General features: G+C 34.5%; 24 protein-coding genes, 1 rRNA gene and 3 riboswitches. Of the genes, 7 read left to right on the top strand and 18 right to left on the bottom strand.

Annotated features, from left to right (window positions below; all coding sequences use genetic code 11):
- A 16S ribosomal RNA gene (locus BUB48_RS14815) occupies positions 1 to 184 on the bottom strand; the annotation flags it as partial.
- A gap of 671 nt (positions 185 to 855) precedes the next feature.
- Here BUB48_RS14815 and BUB48_RS14810 point away from each other — a divergent pair.
- The 4 genes from BUB48_RS14810 to BUB48_RS14795 all read left to right on the top strand — a co-directional run bounded on the left by BUB48_RS14810 (position 856) and on the right by BUB48_RS14795 (position 3,331).
- Positions 856 to 1,341 carry a TDE2712 family protein gene (locus tag BUB48_RS14810; protein ID WP_073027157.1) on the top strand — a complete coding sequence of 162 codons (486 nt, stop codon included), beginning with the start codon at positions 856 to 858 and terminating at the stop codon, positions 1,339 to 1,341.
- A 35-nt stretch (positions 1,342 to 1,376) separates the two neighbouring features.
- A riboswitch (cobalamin riboswitch) is annotated at positions 1,377 to 1,543 on the top strand.
- A 151-nt stretch (positions 1,544 to 1,694) separates the two neighbouring features.
- Positions 1,695 to 2,234: an ATP:cob(I)alamin adenosyltransferase gene (locus BUB48_RS14805; protein ID WP_073027155.1), complete on the top strand. Its 540-nt coding sequence runs from the start codon at positions 1,695 to 1,697 to the stop codon at positions 2,232 to 2,234.
- 129 nt (positions 2,235 to 2,363) lie between these two features.
- Positions 2,364 to 2,567: an iron chelate uptake ABC transporter family permease subunit gene (locus BUB48_RS19210; protein ID WP_084524692.1), complete on the top strand. Its 204-nt coding sequence runs from the start codon at positions 2,364 to 2,366 to the stop codon at positions 2,565 to 2,567.
- A 5-nt stretch (positions 2,568 to 2,572) separates the two neighbouring features.
- Complete coding sequence (locus tag BUB48_RS14795; RefSeq protein ID WP_073027151.1) at positions 2,573 to 3,331, top strand: ABC transporter ATP-binding protein; 759 nt, start codon at positions 2,573 to 2,575, stop codon at positions 3,329 to 3,331.
- A gap of 318 nt (positions 3,332 to 3,649) precedes the next feature.
- Here BUB48_RS14795 and gyrA read toward each other — a convergent pair whose 3' ends face one another.
- The 17 genes from gyrA to dnaA form a co-directional block, all read right to left on the bottom strand.
- Positions 3,650 to 6,079 (bottom strand): DNA gyrase subunit A, encoded by a 2,430-nt coding sequence (gyrA, locus tag BUB48_RS14790; RefSeq protein WP_333782622.1) that lies wholly within the window; start codon positions 6,077 to 6,079, stop codon positions 3,650 to 3,652.
- A gap of 255 nt (positions 6,080 to 6,334) precedes the next feature.
- Positions 6,335 to 7,168, bottom strand: coding sequence for a MetQ/NlpA family ABC transporter substrate-binding protein (locus BUB48_RS14785; protein ID WP_073027149.1), 834 nt, complete (start codon positions 7,166 to 7,168; stop codon positions 6,335 to 6,337).
- Positions 7,169 to 7,278: 110 nt separating this feature from the next.
- Complete coding sequence (locus BUB48_RS14780; RefSeq protein ID WP_073027147.1) at positions 7,279 to 7,947, bottom strand: methionine ABC transporter permease; 669 nt, start codon at positions 7,945 to 7,947, stop codon at positions 7,279 to 7,281.
- Positions 7,931 to 8,953 (bottom strand): methionine ABC transporter ATP-binding protein, encoded by a 1,023-nt coding sequence (locus tag BUB48_RS14775; RefSeq protein WP_073027145.1) that lies wholly within the window; start codon positions 8,951 to 8,953, stop codon positions 7,931 to 7,933. The genes BUB48_RS14780 and BUB48_RS14775 overlap by 17 nt, the downstream gene beginning before the upstream one ends.
- A 74-nt stretch (positions 8,954 to 9,027) precedes the next feature.
- Positions 9,028 to 9,134, bottom strand: a riboswitch (SAM riboswitch).
- 60 nt (positions 9,135 to 9,194) lie between these two features.
- Positions 9,195 to 9,301: riboswitch (SAM riboswitch) on the bottom strand.
- 67 nt (positions 9,302 to 9,368) lie between these two features.
- Complete coding sequence (locus BUB48_RS14770; protein ID WP_073027143.1) at positions 9,369 to 10,163, bottom strand: ABC transporter ATP-binding protein; 795 nt, start codon at positions 10,161 to 10,163, stop codon at positions 9,369 to 9,371.
- Positions 10,138 to 11,031, bottom strand: coding sequence for an ABC transporter permease (locus BUB48_RS14765; RefSeq protein WP_408631054.1), 894 nt, complete (start codon positions 11,029 to 11,031; stop codon positions 10,138 to 10,140). Before BUB48_RS14765 ends, BUB48_RS14770 begins: the two co-directional genes overlap by 26 nt.
- Complete coding sequence (locus BUB48_RS14760) at positions 11,031 to 12,065, bottom strand: ABC transporter substrate-binding protein (RefSeq protein ID WP_073027139.1); 1,035 nt, start codon at positions 12,063 to 12,065, stop codon at positions 11,031 to 11,033. Before BUB48_RS14760 ends, BUB48_RS14765 begins: the two co-directional genes overlap by 1 nt.
- Positions 12,066 to 12,300: 235 nt before the next feature.
- Complete coding sequence (locus BUB48_RS14755; protein ID WP_073027137.1) at positions 12,301 to 12,720, bottom strand: HutP family protein; 420 nt, start codon at positions 12,718 to 12,720, stop codon at positions 12,301 to 12,303.
- 168 nt (positions 12,721 to 12,888) lie between these two features.
- The gene (locus BUB48_RS14750) at positions 12,889 to 13,473 is read right to left on the bottom strand and encodes an IS3 family transposase (RefSeq protein ID WP_139250004.1); all 585 of its coding nucleotides are present in this window, start codon (positions 13,471 to 13,473) and stop codon (positions 12,889 to 12,891) included.
- The gene (locus BUB48_RS19205) at positions 13,427 to 13,573 is read right to left on the bottom strand and encodes a transposase (RefSeq protein ID WP_408631053.1); all 147 of its coding nucleotides are present in this window, start codon (positions 13,571 to 13,573) and stop codon (positions 13,427 to 13,429) included. Before BUB48_RS19205 ends, BUB48_RS14750 begins: the two co-directional genes overlap by 47 nt.
- A 206-nt stretch (positions 13,574 to 13,779) precedes the next feature.
- Positions 13,780 to 14,331 (bottom strand): helix-turn-helix domain-containing protein, encoded by a 552-nt coding sequence (locus BUB48_RS14740; protein WP_073027133.1) that lies wholly within the window; start codon positions 14,329 to 14,331, stop codon positions 13,780 to 13,782.
- Between the two features lie 90 nt (positions 14,332 to 14,421).
- Entirely contained in the window at positions 14,422 to 16,344 is a 1,923-nt protein-coding gene (gene gyrB, locus BUB48_RS14735; protein WP_073027131.1) for a DNA topoisomerase (ATP-hydrolyzing) subunit B, read from the bottom strand.
- A 20-nt stretch (positions 16,345 to 16,364) separates the two neighbouring features.
- Complete coding sequence (gene remB / locus BUB48_RS14730) at positions 16,365 to 16,634, bottom strand: extracellular matrix regulator RemB (RefSeq protein ID WP_073027129.1); 270 nt, start codon at positions 16,632 to 16,634, stop codon at positions 16,365 to 16,367.
- Positions 16,635 to 16,666: 32 nt separating this feature from the next.
- Entirely contained in the window at positions 16,667 to 17,773 is a 1,107-nt protein-coding gene (gene recF / locus BUB48_RS14725) for a DNA replication/repair protein RecF (protein WP_073027127.1), read from the bottom strand.
- 19 nt (positions 17,774 to 17,792) lie between these two features.
- Positions 17,793 to 17,999 (bottom strand): S4 domain-containing protein YaaA, encoded by a 207-nt coding sequence (yaaA, locus tag BUB48_RS14720; protein ID WP_073027124.1) that lies wholly within the window; start codon positions 17,997 to 17,999, stop codon positions 17,793 to 17,795.
- A 15-nt stretch (positions 18,000 to 18,014) separates the two neighbouring features.
- Positions 18,015 to 19,106, bottom strand: coding sequence for a DNA polymerase III subunit beta (dnaN, locus tag BUB48_RS14715; protein ID WP_073027121.1), 1,092 nt, complete (start codon positions 19,104 to 19,106; stop codon positions 18,015 to 18,017).
- 228 nt (positions 19,107 to 19,334) lie between these two features.
- Complete coding sequence (gene dnaA / locus BUB48_RS14710; RefSeq protein ID WP_073027119.1) at positions 19,335 to 20,669, bottom strand: chromosomal replication initiator protein DnaA; 1,335 nt, start codon at positions 20,667 to 20,669, stop codon at positions 19,335 to 19,337.
- 485 nt (positions 20,670 to 21,154) lie between these two features.
- Between dnaA and rpmH the strand changes: the two genes are divergently transcribed.
- The 3 genes from rpmH to yidD are packed head-to-tail and all read left to right on the top strand — an operon-like array spanning position 21,155 to position 21,898.
- A complete protein-coding gene (gene rpmH / locus BUB48_RS14705) occupies positions 21,155 to 21,289 on the top strand; it encodes a 50S ribosomal protein L34 (protein WP_073027117.1) in 135 nt (44 codons plus the stop codon).
- Between the two features lie 52 nt (positions 21,290 to 21,341).
- Positions 21,342 to 21,689: a ribonuclease P protein component gene (gene rnpA / locus BUB48_RS14700; protein ID WP_073027115.1), complete on the top strand. Its 348-nt coding sequence runs from the start codon at positions 21,342 to 21,344 to the stop codon at positions 21,687 to 21,689.
- The gene (gene yidD / locus BUB48_RS14695; protein ID WP_073027113.1) at positions 21,689 to 21,898 is read left to right on the top strand and encodes a membrane protein insertion efficiency factor YidD; all 210 of its coding nucleotides are present in this window, start codon (positions 21,689 to 21,691) and stop codon (positions 21,896 to 21,898) included. Before rnpA ends, yidD begins: the two co-directional genes overlap by 1 nt.
- Positions 21,899 to 21,950 lie beyond the last annotated feature (52 nt).

Below are 21,950 nucleotides of genomic sequence, written 5' to 3'. Positions count from 1 at the left end.
CATGCGGTATTAGCACCGATTTCTCGGTGTTATCCCCCTCTTTAGGGCAGGTTGCCCACGTGTTACTCACCCGTCCGCCACTAAGATGATAAAATAGCAAGCTATCCCACCATCTCCGTTCGACTTGCATGTGTTAGGCACGCCGCCAGCGTTCGTCCTGAGCCAGGATCAAACTCTCATGTTAATTCTATTTAACCTACGACTTCCGTCATAGCTTCTACCTAAATTAACTCTTCTTTGTTCAATCCTACTCAAAAGAATTACTTTCATCTAGTACTGTTTAGTTTTCAAAGTCCATTTCTCTCTCTTCGTCAGCTCATCGCGCCGACTTTCATATCTTACCACAGCTCCATTTTGTTGTCAACATCTTTTCGACATTTTTATTTCATTGCTGTGACTCGTTTCCCACCGAAGCAGGAATTACATCTTATCATGTTTAGATCACTCTGTCAATATATAATTCATTGGTTATTTCTTCATTTATCGTTATTTAGCAAGCGAATCTAGTCCGTCAAAGCATGTCAATGCGTCATTTATTTGATATTTTCTTTGTTGATTCTTTATTAAATCCTGTCAGCTTATATAGCCATTTTTTATGTCTTGTTTGCGACAGGAATTTTATATTATCATGTTTTATTCTAAGTGTCAAAAGGTAATCTTTGCTTATATATTTTCACATATAAGTATCTTCTTTAGTATTATTAACAAATCAAAAAATATTATTTTATTTTTCTATAGGCAAAAGTTTTTATATTGTATATGTTCTAAAATGATAAATGATTAGAAAGTGTTATAATAATACTGAAACAATATGTTGTTTTAACATATTATCTAAATATAAACAGGAGGTATATCATGGCAAATATTAAAACAAATCTAAACGGTTTAGAAGTAATGCTGTTTTTTTGGAATTCAGTTATGTCCAAGGAAAAGGTCAATGAAGGCTTTTTAAATGATCTTTGTTCCATGAGAGAATTCTCATACATATATAACGAAGATTTTAACAATGAATCCCTTCGTAGAATTTTAAGCGCTCTCAATAACAAGGAACCTTTCTCAGGCAACAAGACAGAAAGAAAATATTACTCCAATAACCTTATGATATTAGAGTATATAGATGAGGTTCAGCCTACAATTGATGCTATAAAAAAATTGAACTTGGACAAACTTGCAGAAGAAACTAAGGATGACGTAGAAATCATTATCATACCCGGTATAAGCGGCAGTGTTGAAAAACATGAGGACATATTATTAGTAGATTTCTTTAAATTAAAAAACACTGAAAATGGTTTGACCATATCGGGAGAAAGTTTCGAAGATGTTTTAAAGAAACAAATCTGAAGCAAGTTGACAAAAAAATACTGTAAAAATATAATTAAATTGAATAGGGCTTGGGTGTTTTTACTTAATAGGGAATCGGATAAACCGAGCTACCCCAGTAACCGTATCACTGACGAAATCTGATTATGCCACTGCGCAAGCGGGAAGGTAAGAAAGTAGGATGAAGTGGAGCCGGGAGACCTGCCTAAGTCTGGTTGGCCAATATCCTCTGAGGGTGGGATGTGAAGGCTATAAGTTATACGTTTTGCATATATGGCTTATCTCATATACACTGCAATTCATTAAGCGCACCCTTGCGGTGCGCTTTTTGATTCTCTTTAAACCCCTCAAATACATTGAAAAGGATGATAAAGATGAAAATGAAAGAAGGTACTGTTTTTTGCGCTTACTCATTTATGTACGATGATCCAGAGGATCTAAAAACCGATTATGAATTTTGCACCGATGAAATTGCATGTAATATTGGTTTGCTGAAAGCTTACATAACGGACGATGGCCTAAAAGATGAATTAATAAAAGTTGAAACCCTTGTTTACCATATGAACAGTTCTCTGAGGGTTAAGACTGCTGTAACTAGAGATGAATTAAATTGGCTTCATGAAATCAGCCTCAAATATCATGAAGAAACCAATCATAATTACTTGCGATTTGTATTGCCTCAAGGCACTATTCCTGCATCACTTTCCCATGTAATTCGAAATAAATGCTTGAAACTAGCCAGATTAATGCACAGATATGAAGCAAAGGGAAATAAAGTAGATCCTATTCTTTATGATTTTGCAAATCTATTATCTGATTATTTCTTCTTATTGGCTCTAAAACTTAATGCCCAAAAAAATTTAGAAGAAATCGATTTCATAAGCAGAAATTATAAGTTTAAAAGTATTGATTAATAGCTTTTAAGAAAGGTACGCTGCTATAAACATTTATAACAACTAAAGCAAAGAAAAAACTCTTGGTTTTTATTCATTTTAACCAGCAGTGCGATAGCCTTAAGCGGCACCATAGGATTTGTGGATCTCATGGCACCTCATGTTGCCAGAAGATCTTTCGGTTCAAAACATATTTATACCCTGCCAACATCGGCTATGTTCAGAGGGGCACTGGTGATTTTTTCAGATATAATAGCAAGAACCATAATATCACCTTCAGAGTTTCCTGTAGGAGCTGTTACAACTCTCATTGGCGCCCCGTTTTTGCATACATATATTTTAAAAAGCAGGTGATTTCCATGCTTAGTGTTAACCATATATTTTGTGGTTATAACAATCAAGATATCATAAAAGACATATCATTTGATGTAGAAGCTGGCTGCAATTTATCCATAATAGGGCCAAATGGTTGTGGCAAGTCAACTTTGCTTAAGGCTATAGCCCATATTATACCTTATAGAGGCAGCATTAAAATTGGTGAAACAGAAATCTCAGAAACGAAAAGAAAAGATTTAGCTAAGAATATTGCTTTAATGACACAGATAAATTCTATACACTTTCCCTATACTGTATATGAAACAGTTTCTTTGGGAAGATATTGTCATATGGACGGCATGTTGCCACGATTATCATCTCTTGACAAAGATATAATCTACGACTCCATGGAAAAGGTAGGTTTACTAAGTATAAGAAATGCCAAGATAAACCAACTTTCAGGCAGTCAGCTTCAGCGAGTCTTTCTGGCTAAAATTTTTGCTCAAGATCCTAAGATCATTTTGCTGGATGAACCCACTAACCATCTTGATTTGAGATATCAGATAGAACTGCTGGAATATATTAAGCAATGGAAAAAAAAGAAAGAAAGGGCTGTAGTTACAGTTCTGCATGATCTAAACCTTGTTCAGGAATATGCAGATAAAGTTATTTTATTAAATAATGGAGAAAAATTTCAATATGGCGCAATAAAAGATATTCTTTCTAATAAATCACTTGAAGAAGTTTATAAAATTGATATAAAAAAATGGATGACAAAAGTTATGATCAAATGGCAAGCATAAGAAAGACTTCCTTTGAAAGCATTTATAACAATCAAGGAATCCTTCTTGAAATACTTGGGAAAGTATAAATCTCCTTAATTTATACTTTCCCAAGTATTATTAAAACAGGAATTAGCACTTCAGAATCTAATGGTAAAACCAATTGATAACATCCATTAAATTCTGTATAATTTTTATTGTATAGTTTTGTGGGTAGCATAACTTAATTGTGCCGAATTTACGGGTCCTTCGGGACTTGTATTTTTCGTTTTTGGGTAAATTAAGAGGGGTTGCCACACAACTAACTATTTGTTAGTTGTGCAACAGCCCCTTTTACCATCATTCTTCATCTGGAACTATTTTAGCTAAAGCAACCACACTATCATGTTCAGCAAGTTTCATCAATGTGACACCTTGGGTGCTTCTACCCATCACTGATATATCGTTTATGTGCAATCGTATTATTACACCTTCGGCGCTGATGAGCATAACTTCGCAGTCATCCTTCACTACCTTTGCTCCAACCAAATAACCGGTTTTGGCTGTTATATTAGATGTCTTAATACCTTTACCTCCACGGCTTTGTACTCTGTATTCAGATAATGGAGTTCTCTTTCCAAATCCTCTTTCGCTTATTACAAGAAGATCTGCACCCTCTTCCACAATATCCAAAGCTATAACGCTATCACCAGGATTCAAGGTAACTCCCTTTACACCCATAGCCGTGCGACCCATATCCCTAACATCTTTCTCAGGGAATCTTATGGCCAAACCTTGTCTTGTAATGGCTATAAGCTCAGATGTACCTCTTGTCAGCTTAACAGAAATAAGTTCATCTTCATCCTTTAGAGTGATTGCATTAAGCCCTGTAGCTCTATGTGATGAATACTGCTTAAGCTCTGTTTTCTTTATTATGCCGTTTTTAGTCATGAATATAAGATACCCTTCATCTTCAAACTCCTTTATGGGTATTACAGCATTTACTGCTTCATTCTTATCCAATTGAAGGAGATTTACCAATGCAGTTCCTTTAGCCTGTCTTCCTGCCTCAGGAATTTCATATGCTTTCAGCCTAAACATTCTACCCTTATTGGTAAAGAATAACAACTGATTATGTGTTGATGTAATAAACAGATGTTCAACAAAATCATCCTCTCTTGTCTGAAGAGCGGTGATTCCTTTTCCTCCCCTTCTTTGGCTCTTATAGGTATCTGCTGGAAGCCTCTTTATATAGCCAAAGTGGGTAAGCGTTACTGCAACCTCTTCCTCCTCGATGAGATCTTCTTCATTAACCTCTTCAACAGAATGAGTTATCTTGCTTCTTCTCTTATCCGCATATGTTTTCTTTATTTCCAAAAGTTCCTCTTTTATTATATTGGAAACCATAAGCTCACTGGCTAATATGGATTTATAGTATTCAATGTCCTTTATCAAACCAAGATACTCTTCTTCAATCTTTTCTCTTTCCAAACCTGTGAGGCTCTTTAATCTCATTTCTGCAATGGCAGTGGCTTGTTCCTCAGATAATCCAAATCTTGCCATCATTCTTTCTCTGGCTTCATTTACTGTTTTTGAACTTCTTATGATATTGATGATTTCATCTATATGGTCCAGAGCAATTTTCAAACCCTCTAATATATGAGCTCTTTCCTCTGCTTTTCTTAAATCATACTGGGTTCTTCTAATTATTATTTGTCTCTGATGATCGATATATTTTTGAATCATTTCCTTCAGGTTCATAACCTTTGGTTGACCATTATCCAAAGCCAGCATGATTATGCTGAAGGCGCTTTGCATTTGAGTATGTTTATATAATAGATTCAATACTATATTGGCATTGGCATCTCTTTTTAACTCAATTACAATTCTCATTCCTTCTCTGTCAGATTCATCCCTCAGATCAGAAATACCTTCAATTTTTTTCTCTTTTACAAGATCTGCAATCTTTTCAATAAGATTAGCCTTGTTTACCTGATATGGAATCTCAGTGACAACTATTCTTTGTCTGTTGCCGAACATGCTTTCAATCTCTGCTTTAGCTCTTACTACTACCTTTCCTCTTCCGGTAGCATAGGCCTTTCTTATTCCATCCTTTCCCATTATCAATGCACCAGTTGGAAAATCAGGACCTTTTATGTGTTTCATCAACTCTTCTAATTCTATATCCGGATTATCTATGGTAGCAATAATTCCATCTATAACTTCTCCTAAATTATGAGGAGGAATTGATGTTGCCATACCAACAGCGATTCCATTGCTTCCATTGACAAGCAGGTTTGGAAATTTAGAAGGCAGCACAGAAGGTTCCTTCAAGCTTTCATCATAGTTTGGAACAAAGTCTACAGTTTCTTTATTAATGTCTTTAAGCATCTCCATAGCTATTTTGGACATTCTTGCTTCCGTATAACGCATTGCTGCGGCACTATCTCCATCTATGGATCCAAAGTTTCCGTGGCCGTCAATAAGAGTATATCTATAATTAAAATCCTGTGCCATTCTAACCATAGTATCATATACGGCAGCATCTCCATGGGGATGGTATTTACCTAAAACTTCACCAACTGTAGTAGCTGATTTTCTGTGAGGTTTATCAGGAGTGAATCCTAGGGAATGCATAGCATATAAAATACGTCTGTGTACAGGTTTCAGTCCGTCCCTTACATCTGGTAGAGCTCTTTGTACGATAACACTCATGGCATAATCTATAAAGGAATTTTTCATCTCATCTTCTATATTAACGTATAATAGATTTCCCTCTTTATTTTCCAAAATATACACCTCCTTCAGTTATATTACAATTAAATGAATTTTGACCATAATACTATAATTATAAATCTATGAAAGATTTTTGTCCAATTAAGATTATAGCCATGTATTCCTAATATTATTACCCATAATCATTTCAAAAAATCATCTAAAACAATAATATAGGCAACCTCTTTAATTATGGTGGGTTACCTATATTATAAATTAAAAATTAATTCTTGTCCCGTCCATCATTCATTTGATGGGATTTATTCAACATTAAAAGGCAGGAATTACTGCACCCTCATATTTTTCTTGAATAAAACTCTTAACTTCAGTACTGTTTAGAGCCTTAGCCAACTCTTTCAGTTCTTGCCTACTTTCATCCCCCTGCCTTATGACCAATATATTGGCATATGGGGAGCTTCCATCTTCTATTATCAATGCATCTCTAATTGGATTCAAACCAGCAGGAATCGCAAAGTTAGTGTTGATTATTGCAGCATCCACATCTTCCAAAACCCTTGGCAATTGTGCAGCCTCAACAGCTTCAAATTTAATATTTTTTGGATTTTCTACTACATCCAATTCTGAAGAAGTAATTGATCCTCCATCCTTTAACTTGATAATCCCATTGGCCTGAAGCAATAGCAAAGCCCTTGCATTATTTGTTGCATCATTTGGAATTGCTATTGTACTTCCATCTTTCAATTCACTTATGTTTTTAATTTTCTTAGAATATAATCCTAAAGGTTCTACATGGACTTTTGCTAATGATACAAGATTTAAACCTCTTTCTGTATTGAAATTGTCAAGATAGGGTTGATGTTGGAAGAAGTTTGCATCTATTTCTTTATCTGCTAAGGCTGTGTTAGGCTGAACATAATCATCAAACACAACAATTTCTAGTTTTATACCTTTTTGTTCCAATATGGGTTTAACAACTTCCAGTATTTCTGCGTGAGGCACAGGAGTTGCTCCAACTTTTAATACTCCTTCTGCTTTCTCTTCTCCACCTGTAGCTACCGCTACAGATTCAGATTCTTTTGGCGAACAGCCAACAAACAATACACTAAGTACAGCTGCTAAAGCTAATGACAATATCCTTTTCATCATTAACATCCTTTCTTTTTTCGGTTTATTTTTCCCTTTCAGTTGGCCGGGCTGAAAGGAAAGAAAATATATGAATAATTATCGATAATTATTTTCAGACTTTTTTATATCTATCTTAAAAGTTTTCTATAAATCCTTGTTCCAATATCCTGGATTACCTGAACCATCAAAATTAAAACAATTACCGTCCCTATCATCACATCTTTTTGGAATCCCTGATAACCATATCTTATGGCCAGATTTCCCAATCCTCCACCTCCAATAACTCCTGCCATGGCGGAATAACCTATGAGATTTATTATGGTAAGAGTTATTCCTGATGCAATGGAAGGCAAAGCTTCCGGAATCATAACCTTAAACACTATTTGCTTAACATCAGCTCCCATGGATAGGGCTGCTTCAATTATTCCAGGGCTTATCTCCTTTATGGCTGTTTCCACAAGCCTTGCTACAAAAGGTATAGCCGCGATGGTCAATGGTACAATGGCTGCTGTGGTACCTATCCTCTTTCCAACTATGATTTTTGTTAGAGGGAATACAGCAATCATCAATATTATAAATGGAAAAGACCTGGTTATATTTATCAGACCATTTAGTATCCTGTTCAAGTATTTCCTTTCCCATATGCTTCCTTCTTCAGATATAGCCGTGATAATACCCAAAGGCATTCCAAATATAACAGAAAAAAATGTGGATGCCAGTACCATATAGAGGGTTTCACAAAGAGGTATAGGCATTAAAAGTATTACTTTTTTTATTGATTCAATCAGAACTTCCATTATATTTCAACTCCTCCACAATTAAACCTTCACCTTTTAAAAAATTGATGGCATCATCCACTTTTTCAACATTTCCTCTAAGACCTACAACAAGGTTTCCATAAATTCTTCCTTGTATTCTGTTCATTTGCCCTGAAAGTATATTTGCTTCCACATCAAATTTTTTGATTATCTTATATATCAAAGGTTCCTTTGCTTTGTGATCTAAAAACGTAATTCTCACTATTTCCATATCATCAGCGTCACCCAGAGTATTTTTGTCGATATTAAGGGACACATCCTTTACAAAGCTTTTTGTCACTTTATGATAAGGATTGGAAAATACATCATAGGTATTTCCTTCTTCCACTATTCTTCCATCGGATATTACAGCTACTTTATTGCATATTTCCTTGATAACCTCCATCTGATGGGTTATTATTACAATTGTAATTCCAAGAGTTTCATTTATATTCTTCAAAAGTTTAAGTATTGAAGCTGTGGTGTTTGGATCCAAGGCAGAAGTAGCTTCATCACAAAGAAGTATTTCAGGCTTTGTAGCCAATGCCCTGGCTATGGCTACCCTTTGCTTTTGACCTCCGCTCAATTGGCTTGGATAAGAAAATTTTTTATCCTTAAGCTCTACAAGATCCAATAGTTCATCTACTCTTTCTTCAATTTGCCTCTCATCATATTTCATTATCTTTAGCGGAAAAGCTATATTATCCCTGCAATTTCTCCTGCTCAACAGATTAAAGTGCTGGAATATCATACCTATATTTCTTCTCATGTCTCTCAACTCATTTTCATCAAGCTTTGTAATATCCCTATTATCAATAAAAATACTGCCTTCCGTAGGCTCTTCCAGCCTATTTATACATCTTATGAGAGTGGATTTTCCTGCTCCGCTTAAACCTATGATGCCGAAAATATCTCCCTTCTCAATTCTAAGATTAATATTCTTCAATGCCTCTGTATTGCCGTCACTACACGAATATGTTTTATAAAGGCCTTTTATAGTGATCATCTTATTGCCTCCTCAAGCTGTTTCTAATTTGGAAAATAAAAAATCCCTCAATAGATAAAAGAGGGATATCGCCTCTCTTATCTTTCAGCTAACGCTGCTGGAATTAACACCGATGCATTCGAATGAGAATGCCGGTTGTCGGGCTTCATTGGGCCAGTCCCTCCGCCTCTCTGGATAAGAGCATATTATTAAATTCTTAATAAACAAAAACTCTTCTGAAAAACAGAAGAGAATAAATTCTTTTCTATCTTTCAGCTAATGCTGCTGGAATTGACACCGATGCATTCGAATGAGAATGCCGGTTGTCGGGCTTCATTGGGCCAGTCCCTCCGCCTCTCTGGATAGAATCAATATTAATTTTAGTTATAAGTATAGTACCTCAATACCATAATGTCAATAGAAATTTTTTTAATGTTTAAGCCAGCATCAACCGATCGCTTAATATATCCGACTTTTCTTTATCTCTAAATAATGCCATAAGCTTCTCCGGGGTCAGGCCTTTCTTTTCGTCTCCTTTTATATCCAATATAATTTTACCTCTATGCATCATTATAAGCCTGTTTCCCATAGCTATTGCCTGCTTTAAATTATGAGTCACCATAAGTGTTGTTATCTTCTTTTCCAGCACTATTTTATCAGTTAACTCAGAAATTGTTTCACAAGTTTTAGGATCCAATGCTGCCATATGTTCATCGAGCATTAAAAGGCATGGATTGGATATGGTAGCCATAAGAAGAGCCATGGCTTGCCTCTGTCCTCCCGACAATAATCCAACATTTACATCCAACTTATTTTCTAGACCTAATCCTAATTTTGATAGTGCTTCCTTTATATCAGGTATTTTTTTCTTGTCTACTCCCCAAGATAAGCCATATCTTTTATTCTTGCTATGAGCTAAAGCTATATTTTCCAAAACCGTCATCGATGGCGCCGTGCCCATCTTAGGGTCTTGAAATACCCTCCCTACAAGTCTGCTGATTTTGTATTCTGGCATGTTTGTTATTTCTTCTCCATTCAGAATTATGGAACCTTCATCACAAGGTATAGATCCTGAAATAATATTCAAAAGAGTGGACTTTCCCGCACCGTTACTGCCTATAATGGTTATGAAATCGCCTTTTTCTACACTAAGATGCAATCCCTCAAATACTTTGTTCTCATTTATGGTGTTTTTATTAAATGTTTTATGCAGATTTTGAATGTGTAACAGTCTTCACACCTCCAAACCTTAAATTATTCTTAAATTTCATGTTCAATCCTCTATTATAAGCTGCCAAAGCAACTATAACTATCATAGATGTAATAAGTTTAAGATCCTTAGGATCCATACCAATTCTCAAAGCTGTCGCAATGCTGCCCTGGTACAATAAAGATCCTAACAATGGACATGCGGTTCTTAATTTTACAGGTAATGCTTTCAAAATGGATTCGCCCATTATTATTGAAGCCAAGCCCATGACTATTACACCGCTTCCCATGCCAATGTCTGAAAAGTGCTGGTACTGGGCCATAACAGATCCTGATAAAGCCACCAAACCATTTGAAATCATTATTCCTATAATTTTTATCTTACCTATATCCACTCCCATGGATGTGACCATATTATGATTGTCACCGGTAGCCTTTAATATAAAACCAAATTTTGTCCTAAACAAAAGCTCAAGAATCACTTTTACTATGACAACCAATGTCAATATAACCAATAGGGAAGGAATATTGTAAGAAAAAATAGTCCTCTCGTTATAAAAGGGCGTATTTGATTTACCCATTATTCTGAGGTTTATTGAATATAACCCAATCATTACCAGTATTCCGGATAACAGATTTGTTATACGGAATTTTACATGAAGCATTCCCGTTACAAAACCTCCAGCCATACCAGCTCCTAATGAAAGAAGGCATGTTGCTACTGGACTGGTACCATTTATCAAGAGCACCGCTGTTACTGATGCACCTAAAGGAAATGTACCGTCAACAGACAAATCTGGGAAATCCAATATTTTATATGTTATATATACCCCAAATGCCATTATGGAAAATAAAAGACCTTGTTCCAATACTCCCATTAAGAAACTTATCATCTTGCTCCACCGCCTTTTATTACCTCAGCTCTTTCCATCAAATCCTGAGGTATTGATATGTTAAGTTTCTCTGCTGTCATGGCATTTATGGTAAGAGTAGTATCTTTTATCGTTGTTATAGGCATGTCATGAGTCTTAGATCCATTTAGAACCTCAACTGCCATCAACCCAGTCTGAAAACCGAGCTTGTAATAATCTATTCCTTCCGTAGCAATGGCTCCGCCTTCAACATGACCCTTCTCCGAACCTACAACAGGTACTTTCCTTTCCATACATTTTTCAGATATTATTGCAATAGCTGAAGCTACCAGATTATCTGTAGGAACATAAAGCACATCAATTTTGCTTGCAAGAGAATCAAGCACCTGAGGCACTTCATTTGTATTAGTCACACCTTTGGTTATTATTTCAAAACCGAATTTATCTGAAAGCTTTTTTGCCAGATCAACTTGTATCTCAGAGTTTCTTTCGCTGGTATTGTATATGATTCCTATGTTTTTTGCATCAGGTATCAATCTTTTTAATAGTTCAAACTGCCTTTCCATAGGAGCTGCATCGCTTGTGCCTGTCACATTTGTCTCCGGTTTGCCCAATGATTTTGCCAATCCTGCATCTACAGGATCTGTTACTGCTGTTATAAGTATAGGTATTTCTTTAGTAGCGTTAAAAGCAGCTTGGGCTGCAGGAGTTGCAATGGCAAATATCATATCTTTTTTATTGCTTGCAAAATTCTGAGCTATAGTCTGAGCAGTAGGAAAATCACCTTGGGCATTTTGGAAATCTATCCTGATATTTTCACCATCTTCAAAGCCCTTTGAAGCCAATGCATCAATAAAACCTTGTCTTGCTGAATCCAAAGCCGGGTGCTCGACTATTTGAATTATTCCAATTTCTATGAAATTGCTCGGTTGAATTGTGGATTCCCGTTCCTGATTATTTCCGATTGCTGATGTATTGACACATCCGGACAATAATGAAATGATGAATAAAAGAATCACAAAAAGAACTGAAGATTTTTGTTTTACTACCATGCTACCATCCTCCATATTTTTGATTAAATTATTGTGTTGTATTAAAAAACTGATCCTGATAGATCAGTTTTTAGACAAAACATACTGTAAACTACCATTCTACCAAACTACAATCCATATGATGATATGGCTTCCAATAGAAAACCATAATGCTGTCCATTGATAACATTAATAAATATGAATATGATTCTATAAGAATTCCATTAAATTGTCAATAGTTTATTATGTATAAAGTTTATTTAAGCTCAGGTATAGCCCTATGGGCCAATGCTATAACCACATCGTTTAAATAGAGTAAACCTATACTCATAAATATGCATATGCTTAAATGTTCTCCAGATCTGGCTATGCCTATTTTACCGCCTATACTATATCCGTTTGCTTTCATGCTTATTTGCCCTAAAACTTCCCTTGTTGCCCCTGCAACAGCTCCTTCATGGACATGACATTCCGTTATTATGCCGCTTCTTTTAGCTGCTACAACTGCCCTCTCAATTATTTTAGGAATAGAAGAATTGAAATCACCGCCTATATCTACTGCAACACCCAATATTTTTCTGCTTTTAAGCTCCTTTATTATGGCTTCTTCTGAAGCCCTTGAAGATATGGCAAGATTTATAGCTGCCTTAGCCACATCAGAACTATCATATGCCATGATACTACCTCCATTTATTTTCAAATGTATATAAGTTTAGTTTATAGTATTTCATATAAAAAATAAATAAAAAAGGTTTCTGAAAATGAAGTGCTCCCTGTCAAGTAGACAGTGGAAAAATAAAAAACTAACTATGACGTCAACCAACAATTTTGGTTGGCGTCATTTTTATACAGCCTGATTCATCAGATATTGTCTGTATTCCATTGGGGTCATGCAATTTAATCTTCTCTGATAACGATGGTTATTGTAATAATCTATGTAATCGATGACTGATGCTTCCAGTTCATCGTAAGAATTGAATCTTTTTAAATGGTACATTTCAGATTTCAGCATCCCCCAGAATGCCTTCATTGGCCCATTATCTATGCAGCGGGATACACGTGACATGCTCTGAATCATTCCTGCATCATCCAGCTTTTTCTTAAATGCTTTTGTTGTATATTGAAAGCCTCTGTCACTGTGAAATATAGGTTTTGCATTTTGATATTTCTCATGAGCAATATCAAATGTCCTAAATACCAGTTCATTATTATTTGAGTACCCAAGCACAAAGGATACAACGCTTTTATCACCAAGATCCAGTATTGCACTAAGATAAGCTTTATTGTTAACACCATATTTCATTTCAGTCACATCAGTAAGCCACTTCTTACCGAATGTATCTGCATAAAATTCTCTGTTTAGTATATTTTCTGCAGTAATTTCAAGTGTTGATCTGATGTAACTCTTTCTTTTTTTTGCGACACACAGACTTTAAGTTGAGTATTCTCATAAGCCTATAGATTTTCTTGTTGTTTACATGGAAATCGTTTTCTCGGTTCAACTTGATTGTCATCTGCCTATATCCCAAAATACCATTTTTCTCTTAGTACGCATCTTTGATTAGAGGTAGTAGAATCTTATTAAATTGTTCATTATTGCTTTCTTTTCTATTAAGCCATTTGTAATATGATGAACGTTGTATTCCTGCTAAATCACATAACTCTGTGATTGGGTATGCCTTAGTATTATGAAGTTCTTGTATAGTCAGATAAATAGTTTCATACATTACCTGGCTTAGTACTGCCCCCTTTCTACCTCGTTGAGTTTTTTTAGGAAATCTATTTCCATTTGCTTTCTACGATTTTCAGCTTCAAGCAGTTTGTTTTGTACCCTTAGCTTCTCCTGTTCGGACATTTCATTCTCATTTTTTCTCTTTCCTCTTTTATCCTGCAGGGCTTCAACACCGCCGCTTTTATACTTATTTGTCCATGTATAAACCTGCTGGTAAGATACTTGATATTTCTGAGCTGTCTCATCATAGTTATTCTTTTGAAACATTGATTTTGATCGCAATCCGTATTTCTTACATATATCTGACTGAGAGCAATAGCCAGCCAGATAGTCTTTTACAGCTTTTTCTTTCAATTCTGCAGGATAACTAGAATTCTTATTTTTAGTATTTAGTACTTCAATACCTAAGGATTGATAATTGCGAATCCATTGTCTCAAAGCTGTATTACTTATTCCAATCAAAGAAACAGTATGCGTAATGGAATCTTTTCCTTCTATACATCTAAGAACATATTTAAGTTTCTCATTTGTTGAAAATTTATTTTTTCCTCTCATAAAAATATACTCCTACTTGTAGTACACAGTTTTTATTATTTAAACTGTCTACCACAAGGGGAGCATATCAAAATCTCAGAAACCTTAAAATCATATATCTAAATTTCTTACATACTTGGCATTTTCTTCAATAAACTCTCTTCTTGGTTCTACTTTATCACCCATAAGAATAGTAAATATTTCATCAGCTGCCACTGCGTCTTCCAAAGATACCCTAAGCATAGTTCTTGTCTCAGGATTCATGGTAGTATCCCAAAGCTGCTCAGGATTCATTTCTCCAAGACCTTTGTATCTCTGTATGCTTATGTTATCTCTTCCTATCTGGTTTAATAACTTTTCCAGTTCTTTATCGCTATAAGCGTAATAATCCTTTGGTTTGCCTTTACCTGTTTTTCTTACCCTGTACAACGGAGGCTGAGCTATATATACATATCCTGCTTCCAAAAGAGGCCTCATATATCTGTAGAAGAATGTAAGCAATAATGTTCTTATATGAGCACCATCAACGTCCGCATCTGTCATAAGAATTATTCTGCCATATCTCATTTTTTCGATATTGAAGTCATCACTTATGCCGGCACCAAAGGCTGTAATCATGGCTCTTATCATTTCGCTTGATAAAATTCTGTCTAATCTTGCTTTTTCAACGTTCAATATTTTACCTCTCAGAGGCAATACAGCCTGGAATCTTCTGTCTCTGCCTTGCTTTGCAGAACCTCCCGCAGAATCTCCCTCTACTATGTAGATTTCACACAAGGAAGGATCCTTCTCAGAGCAATCTGCAAGCTTCCCCGGCAATGTGGTGCTCTCTAAAGCAGTTTTTCTTCTTGTAAGCTCTCTTGCTTTTCTCGCAGCTTCTCTTGCTCTGGATGCAGTAATGGCCTTTTCTATAATGGTCTTTGCAATAGATGGATTTTCTTCCAAAAATGCTTCTAATGCTTCGAATATAATGCTGTCTACTATTCCTCTTACTTCAGGATTTCCTAGCTTTGTTTTTGTCTGCCCTTCAAATTGGGGGTTTGGAATCTTTACGCTTAACACTGCCGTTAAGCCTTCTCTTGCATCCTCACCTTGAAGATTTGATTCGTTATCCTTAAGAAACTTATATTTCCTTGCATAATCATTTATTGCCTTTGTAACAGCATTTTTTAATCCGATGGCATGGGTACCGCCTTCAACAGTATTTATATTGTTAGCAAAAGTATATATATTTTCATTGTAACTATCGTTGTATTGAATAGCTGCTTCTACTATAATATCATCTTTGGTGGCTGAAACATATATGGGCTCCGGATACAGAACTTCTTTATTCTTGTTCAAAAACTGAACAAAGGAAACTAATCCTCCGTCATACTGATAAACTCTTACTGTGTCTGTTCTTTCATCTTTCAGAGTTATCTTTATCCCCTTGTTGAGAAAAGCCATTTCTCTAAGCCTATGTTCCAATATGTCAAAATTGTATTCCAACTCATCAAATATCTGTCCATCGGGTTTAAATGTAATCTTTGTACCTGTTGAATCAGCTTCCCCTATAACCTTAAGCTCTGTTACAGCTTTTCCTCTTTCATATCTTTGATAAAATATTTTTCCTTCTCTTTTTACTTCTACTTCAAGATACTCAGAAAGAGCATTAACTACAGATACGCCAACACCATGCAAACCTCCTGATACCTTGTATCCTCCACCGCCAAATTTGCTTCCCGCATGGAGTACCGTCAAAGCCACTTCTACTGCAGGCTTTTTCAATTTTGGATGTATTCCTACGGGAAAACCCCTACCGTCATCAATATTGGTTACAGAATTATCCTTATGGATTATAACCTCAATATTTTTACAAACTCCTACCAAAGCTTCGTCAATGCTGTTATCTACAACTTCCCATACAAGGTGATGAAGCCCCTTGCTTCCAGTACTTCCTATATACATTCCAGGTCTCTTTCTTACCGCTTCAAGACCTTCCAATACTTGTATCTGTTCAGCTTCATACTGCTGATTTTGCTTTTTTTCTGCCATTAAAATTCCCCCTGTATTATCTACTTTAATGAAACATCATTAAAAAAACCTGATCTCTTATGAAGAGTAGCAGATGATATGGGAGATAAATAAATAATAGTCTTATTATCTCTTTCAGATAGAACAAATGATTTTGGTGCATCATTTGAAATATTAACTATAAAACCTTCATCATCTGCTGTTTTAAGAAATTCCTTTGTATTGCTGGAAGTAATACTTGACTCTATATCCATAATTGCTATTATATCCTTAATAGGAATTACTACATCCCCTCCGAGATGAACAAACATAAACAGTTCCTCCCCTTATTATAACCTTTTATTTACTCACTGTATACTTTTCCACTTTTTACATAAAAAACTTTATATCCAGACTTGTCCCCTAAATATAAATTTTCATATTCAGTGCATGTAAGAATTACTTGCACATTTTTTATGAATGAAATTAAAAAACCCTGCCTGGTTTTATCTAATTCAGAAAAAACATCATCAAGCAGTAAAATTGGCATAGATCCAATTTCATCTTTTATATAATCCATTTCTGAAATCTTCAAAGATAATAGTGCAGATCTTTGCTGACCTTGGGATCCATAGTTTCTAACTTCTTTATCATTAATATATAGATTAAGCTCATCTCTATGGGGTCCATAATTAGTGGTACCTCTCTTGATATCTACAGCTCTTGATTCCGTAATCTTTTTTTCAAAGGCTTCTTTTATATCTTTAATATCATGTTTATTTTCAGCTACAGAAGGCATATATCTTAAGTGAAAGTTTTCTCTGCCTCCTGACAGTTCCTTATTAATTTCCCATGCTTTCTTATCTATTTCACTTATGAATAATTGCCTTTCTAAAATAATCTTAGAGCCATAGTCTACTAATTGATTATCCCATATGTCCAAATATTTTTCTATTGAATTATTTTTATCACTGCTCAATAAAATATTTCTTTGAGCTAAAACCTTTAGATACTGACTAAGGTTATAGTAATATTTAGGTTTTGTCTGAGATAATATGGAATCAATAAACTTTCTTCTTTCCGATGGCCCTTCCTTTATTATTTTCATATGATCAGGAGAAAAAATAACAGTATTTAGCTTACCGATTATATCGCTCAACTTATCCAATCTAATGTCATTTACTTTTATCTGCTTTTTTTGATTTCTCTTGAGCATATAATCGATATCATATTGGAAATCTTCTTTTTTGAATCGAATTCGTATGCGAGTATCATTTTCATCCCATTTAACCAGTTCATTATATTTATTGGTTCTATGGGATTTACCCATGGTGAGCAAATAAACTGCTTCTACAATATTGGTTTTGCCTTGAGCATTTTCACCATAAAATATATTTAAACCCGGATCCAATTCTATATACTGTTCACTATAATTTCTGAAATTCAGTAAGTATATGCTCTCTATATTCAATAAAAGCACTCCCTGACAGTTATACTATCTTATATTTGCGCCCGTCTATCTCAATTACATCATCAATTCTCAGCTTTTTTCCTCTTGCTGTTTCTACTTCACCATTAACCATGACCTTTCCTTCCGCTATGATATTCTTTGCTTCTCCACCGGTGTTCACCAATCCTGCAAATTTAAGAAACTGGTCAAGTTTTATATATTCTGTTTCTATTTTTATTTCCAACAAATCTTTCACCTTCTTTTATCTTCTTCGCACAGGCAATACTAAATATAAGAACTCGGAATCATTAAGAGGTTTGATTATACTTGGGCTGACGCTTGTTGTAAACTCTACTGCAATATCTTCTTTATTTATAACCTTTAATGCATCCATTAAATACTTTGGATTAAAAGCTATTTCAATATCATCACCAGTTTTGGATATGTTCAATTGCTCATGAACATCTCCGTTATCGCTGTTTGATTTAATGTTCATAACATCATCATATATCTCAAACTTGATACTGTTATTGGAATCTTTAGCAAACAATGCCGCTCTATCGCATGCATCCAATAGACTATCCTTCTTTAAGACTATTTTTGTTTTGTATTCAGTAGGAAGCAACTGCTTATAATTTATGAACTCACCTTCAAGAAGCCTTGAAGTAACGGTTGTATCTCCTATATGGAATAGTATTTGATTTTTTGAAATAAAAATATTAACCGGATCTTCATTATCATTTAATATTTTCCCTATTTCTACCAAAGTCTTTCCCGGGATTACTGCCTTAAAGTTCTCATCATTTAAAGCGCTTGCCACCCTAACAGCCATTCTAAATCCATCAAGGGCCACCATGGTTACTTGATTTCCATTTACTTCCATCAAGACTCCCGTCAAGATAGGCCTTATTTCATCATTGGAAACAGCTACGATGGTTTGCTTTATCATTTCCTTAAGCATTGAACTAGTCAAGCTCAATCCCTTATCCCTGCTTACAGTAGGAAGTTCAGGAAATTCTTCTGTGGACAGAGATAATACTTTGAATTCAGAATTTTCACTCTTTATGTGGATAAAGTTATCTCTGGTTTCAATTTCTATATCTGAATCAGGGAGCTTTCTTACTATTTCTCCAACTATTTTTGATGAAACTACCATACTTCCTTGTTCTATAACATCTACATTTGATGTGGTTTCAATTCCCATTTCAAGATCTGTTGAAACAAGGGTTAATTTTCCGTTCTTTGCTTGAAATAAAATGCCTTCCAGTATTGGAAGAGTTGTTTTAGAAGGCACTGCTTTTTGAACAATATTTATGCTTTCCAACAACGTGGATTTGTCTGTTATTATTCTCATTTGTGGATAACCTCCGTTTTTTTCTGATTTATTAAATATATAAAATATATTACTAGTAATAGTAATAGGGGTTGTTAATTTGTTAAAAAGTAATGGAAACAAGTATATAACTTAATTTTAGCTGTTGATAGATTGTTGAAAAGTAAATAGTATCTATGGCATATCTTTTTGTAGATATTTTTGAGAATATAAATATCAACAGCTTATAATCAGTTTATCAACAACTTATTAAGTACTTTCGATCTTTTTTATAAGATCGTTTATTATATTTTTTAGTTCAGGGTCTATTTCAATATCAGATGATATTTTATCGCAAGCATGCATTATAGTGGTGTGGTCCCTTCCAAACTCTTCACCAATCTTTGGAAGAGAAAGGTCAGTCAATTCACGGCATAGATACATTGCAATCTGTCTGGGATATACGATGGATTTTGTTCTTTTTTTTGCATTAAATTCTTCTATTTTAATATTGAAGTACTCGGCCACCTTTTCCTTTATCAAAGTTGGAGTAATAAATTTAGGTTTCGAGTTGGATATTATATCTTTTAAAGCTTCAGCTGCCAGCTCTTCATTTATTTCCCTGTTGGTAAGGGATGAATATGCAACTATTCTGATCAATGCACCCTCAAGTTCTCTTATGTTTGATAAAATCTTTTTAGCTATATATAGAAGCACATCGTCAGGTACTACAAGATTTTCAAGCTTGGCTTTTTTCTTTAATATAGCAATTCTGGTTTCTAAGTCAGGAGGCTGAATATCTGCAATAAGCCCCCATTCAAATCTTGATCTAAGCCTGTCCTCAAGAGTTGGGATTTCCTTTGGAGGTCTATCACTGGATATGATTATTTGCTTGTTTGCTTCATATAATGAATTAAATGTATGGAAAAATTCTTCCTGAGTTCTTTCTTTACCCGCAATGAATTGAATATCGTCAATCAGCAGTATGTCAATATTTCTGTATTTGTTTCTGAATTCAATATTCCTATCGTCTCTGATTGAGTTTATCAATTCATTTGTAAAGGTTTCGGAAGATACATACACTACTTTTGTTTTTTTATTTTGATTTAAAGCATAATGGCCAATTGCATGCATGAGATGGGTTTTCCCTAATCCAACACCGCCGTATATAAATAGAGGATTATAAGCCTTTGCCGGAGATTCAGCTACTGCAACAGAGGCAGCATGAGCAAGCCTGTTGCTGTTTCCGACGACAAAGGTATCAAAGGTGTATCTGGGATTTAGGGAAGTATTTACCAATTCTTCTGTTTCTTTTTTACCTGTAGCATTGTCATAATTTTGAATATCAGCTTCTGTCTCATTTACTGTCAGTTTGATGTCAATATTTTTTGAAGTTACTTGTTTTAGAGCATTTTTTATAAGAGTAGCATATCTGGTTTCAATGATTCCCTTTGTAAAATCATCAGGGACATGGAAAATAATCATATCGTCTTTGATTAATATTGGTGTTATAGATTTTAGCCAAGTATTGAAACTCACTTCTGTCAGTTCTACTTTAATAATATCAAGTGTTTTATCCCAAATTTCAAAATTCTGGGGGTTCATTTCCATCCTCCTCATAGTGTATATTAAAACAATGCTAACTTATCAAAAGCTATTGTGTATAAAATATTGATAAAATGTTAATATAATATTTAAAATGTTATTTGTCCACAAATTGGGCAAAAAAAATATTAACAAAATCCACTAGTTGGTTAAAATTGATTTCATTAGATTATAGACTAAATTATAAAAATTAATACACAAAATATATTAGTTATACACAGATTTATACACATGTTGTGAATAAAATAATTAAATCAAAAAGTTATACACAATTATAGATTTATATTAGCAAATAAAAAAGGGGAATTCAATTGGATTTTGAAAGTTATCCACAGGAAGTAAATATATATTTGACATGGATGAGTGTTTGATTCATCTTAAATTTCTTGACAGTAAATATTAATATATATATAATTTTAGTGTACGGTGGCGTATTATGCTTAATATGCATATTGATATACAGATAATCGTTGGGGGGTGTAGCAGTGCTTAGAACTTATCAACCTAAGAAGAGACAACGAAAAAAAGTTCATGGATTTAGACAAAGAATGAGTACTTTGAATGGCAGAAACGTTTTAAAGAGAAGAAGAAGAAAAGGTAGAAAGAGATTAACAGTATAAGGCCGCTTATTGTGGCCTTTTTCTCTACATGCCTCAATTGTGGAGGAACACTATGAAAGTCCCCGAAAAAATAAAGAAAAATTACTTGTTCAAAAAAGTTTATTCAAAAGGGAAATATTATGCTGAGAGCTGCTTGGTGCTTTATGTTTTAAAAAATAATGAAGATACTAATAAAGTAGGATATTCAGTTAGCAAAAAAATAGGAAATAGCGTAAAAAGAAATCGTGTTAAGAGATTGATGAGAGAGAATTTTAGAAAAATAAGTGATAAAATAAAACCAGGATATCTCATTGTATTTACAGCAAGGCCGAAGAGCAGTGAAGCAAGTTATTATGACATTGAAAGAGAAATGATAAACGCTGTGAAAAGGGCCAGGCTCTTTAAGGAAGATGTTGAATAATGAAACATGCAATTATATTTTTAATAAGAGCATACCAATTGATTATATCCCCCATAAGCCCGGGAAAGTGCCGATTTATACCTACATGTTCCAATTATACCCTTGAAGCAGTGAAGAAATATGGGAGTATAAAAGGTACATTTTTGGGAATAAAGAGAATATTGAAATGCCATCCATTTAACCCGGGAGGATATGATCCTGTACCATAATTTATTGGATTTTGCCTTAAAGACTGTTGTCCTAGTGGTATATCATTTTGAA

This window comes from Lutispora thermophila DSM 19022 (genome assembly GCF_900142105.1).
In the GTDB taxonomy this organism is placed as follows: Bacteria; Bacillota; Clostridia; order Lutisporales; family Lutisporaceae; genus Lutispora; species Lutispora thermophila.
The sequence above is the reverse complement of the archived record's forward strand: the minus strand, read 5'-3'. Positions and strand labels throughout refer to the sequence as shown.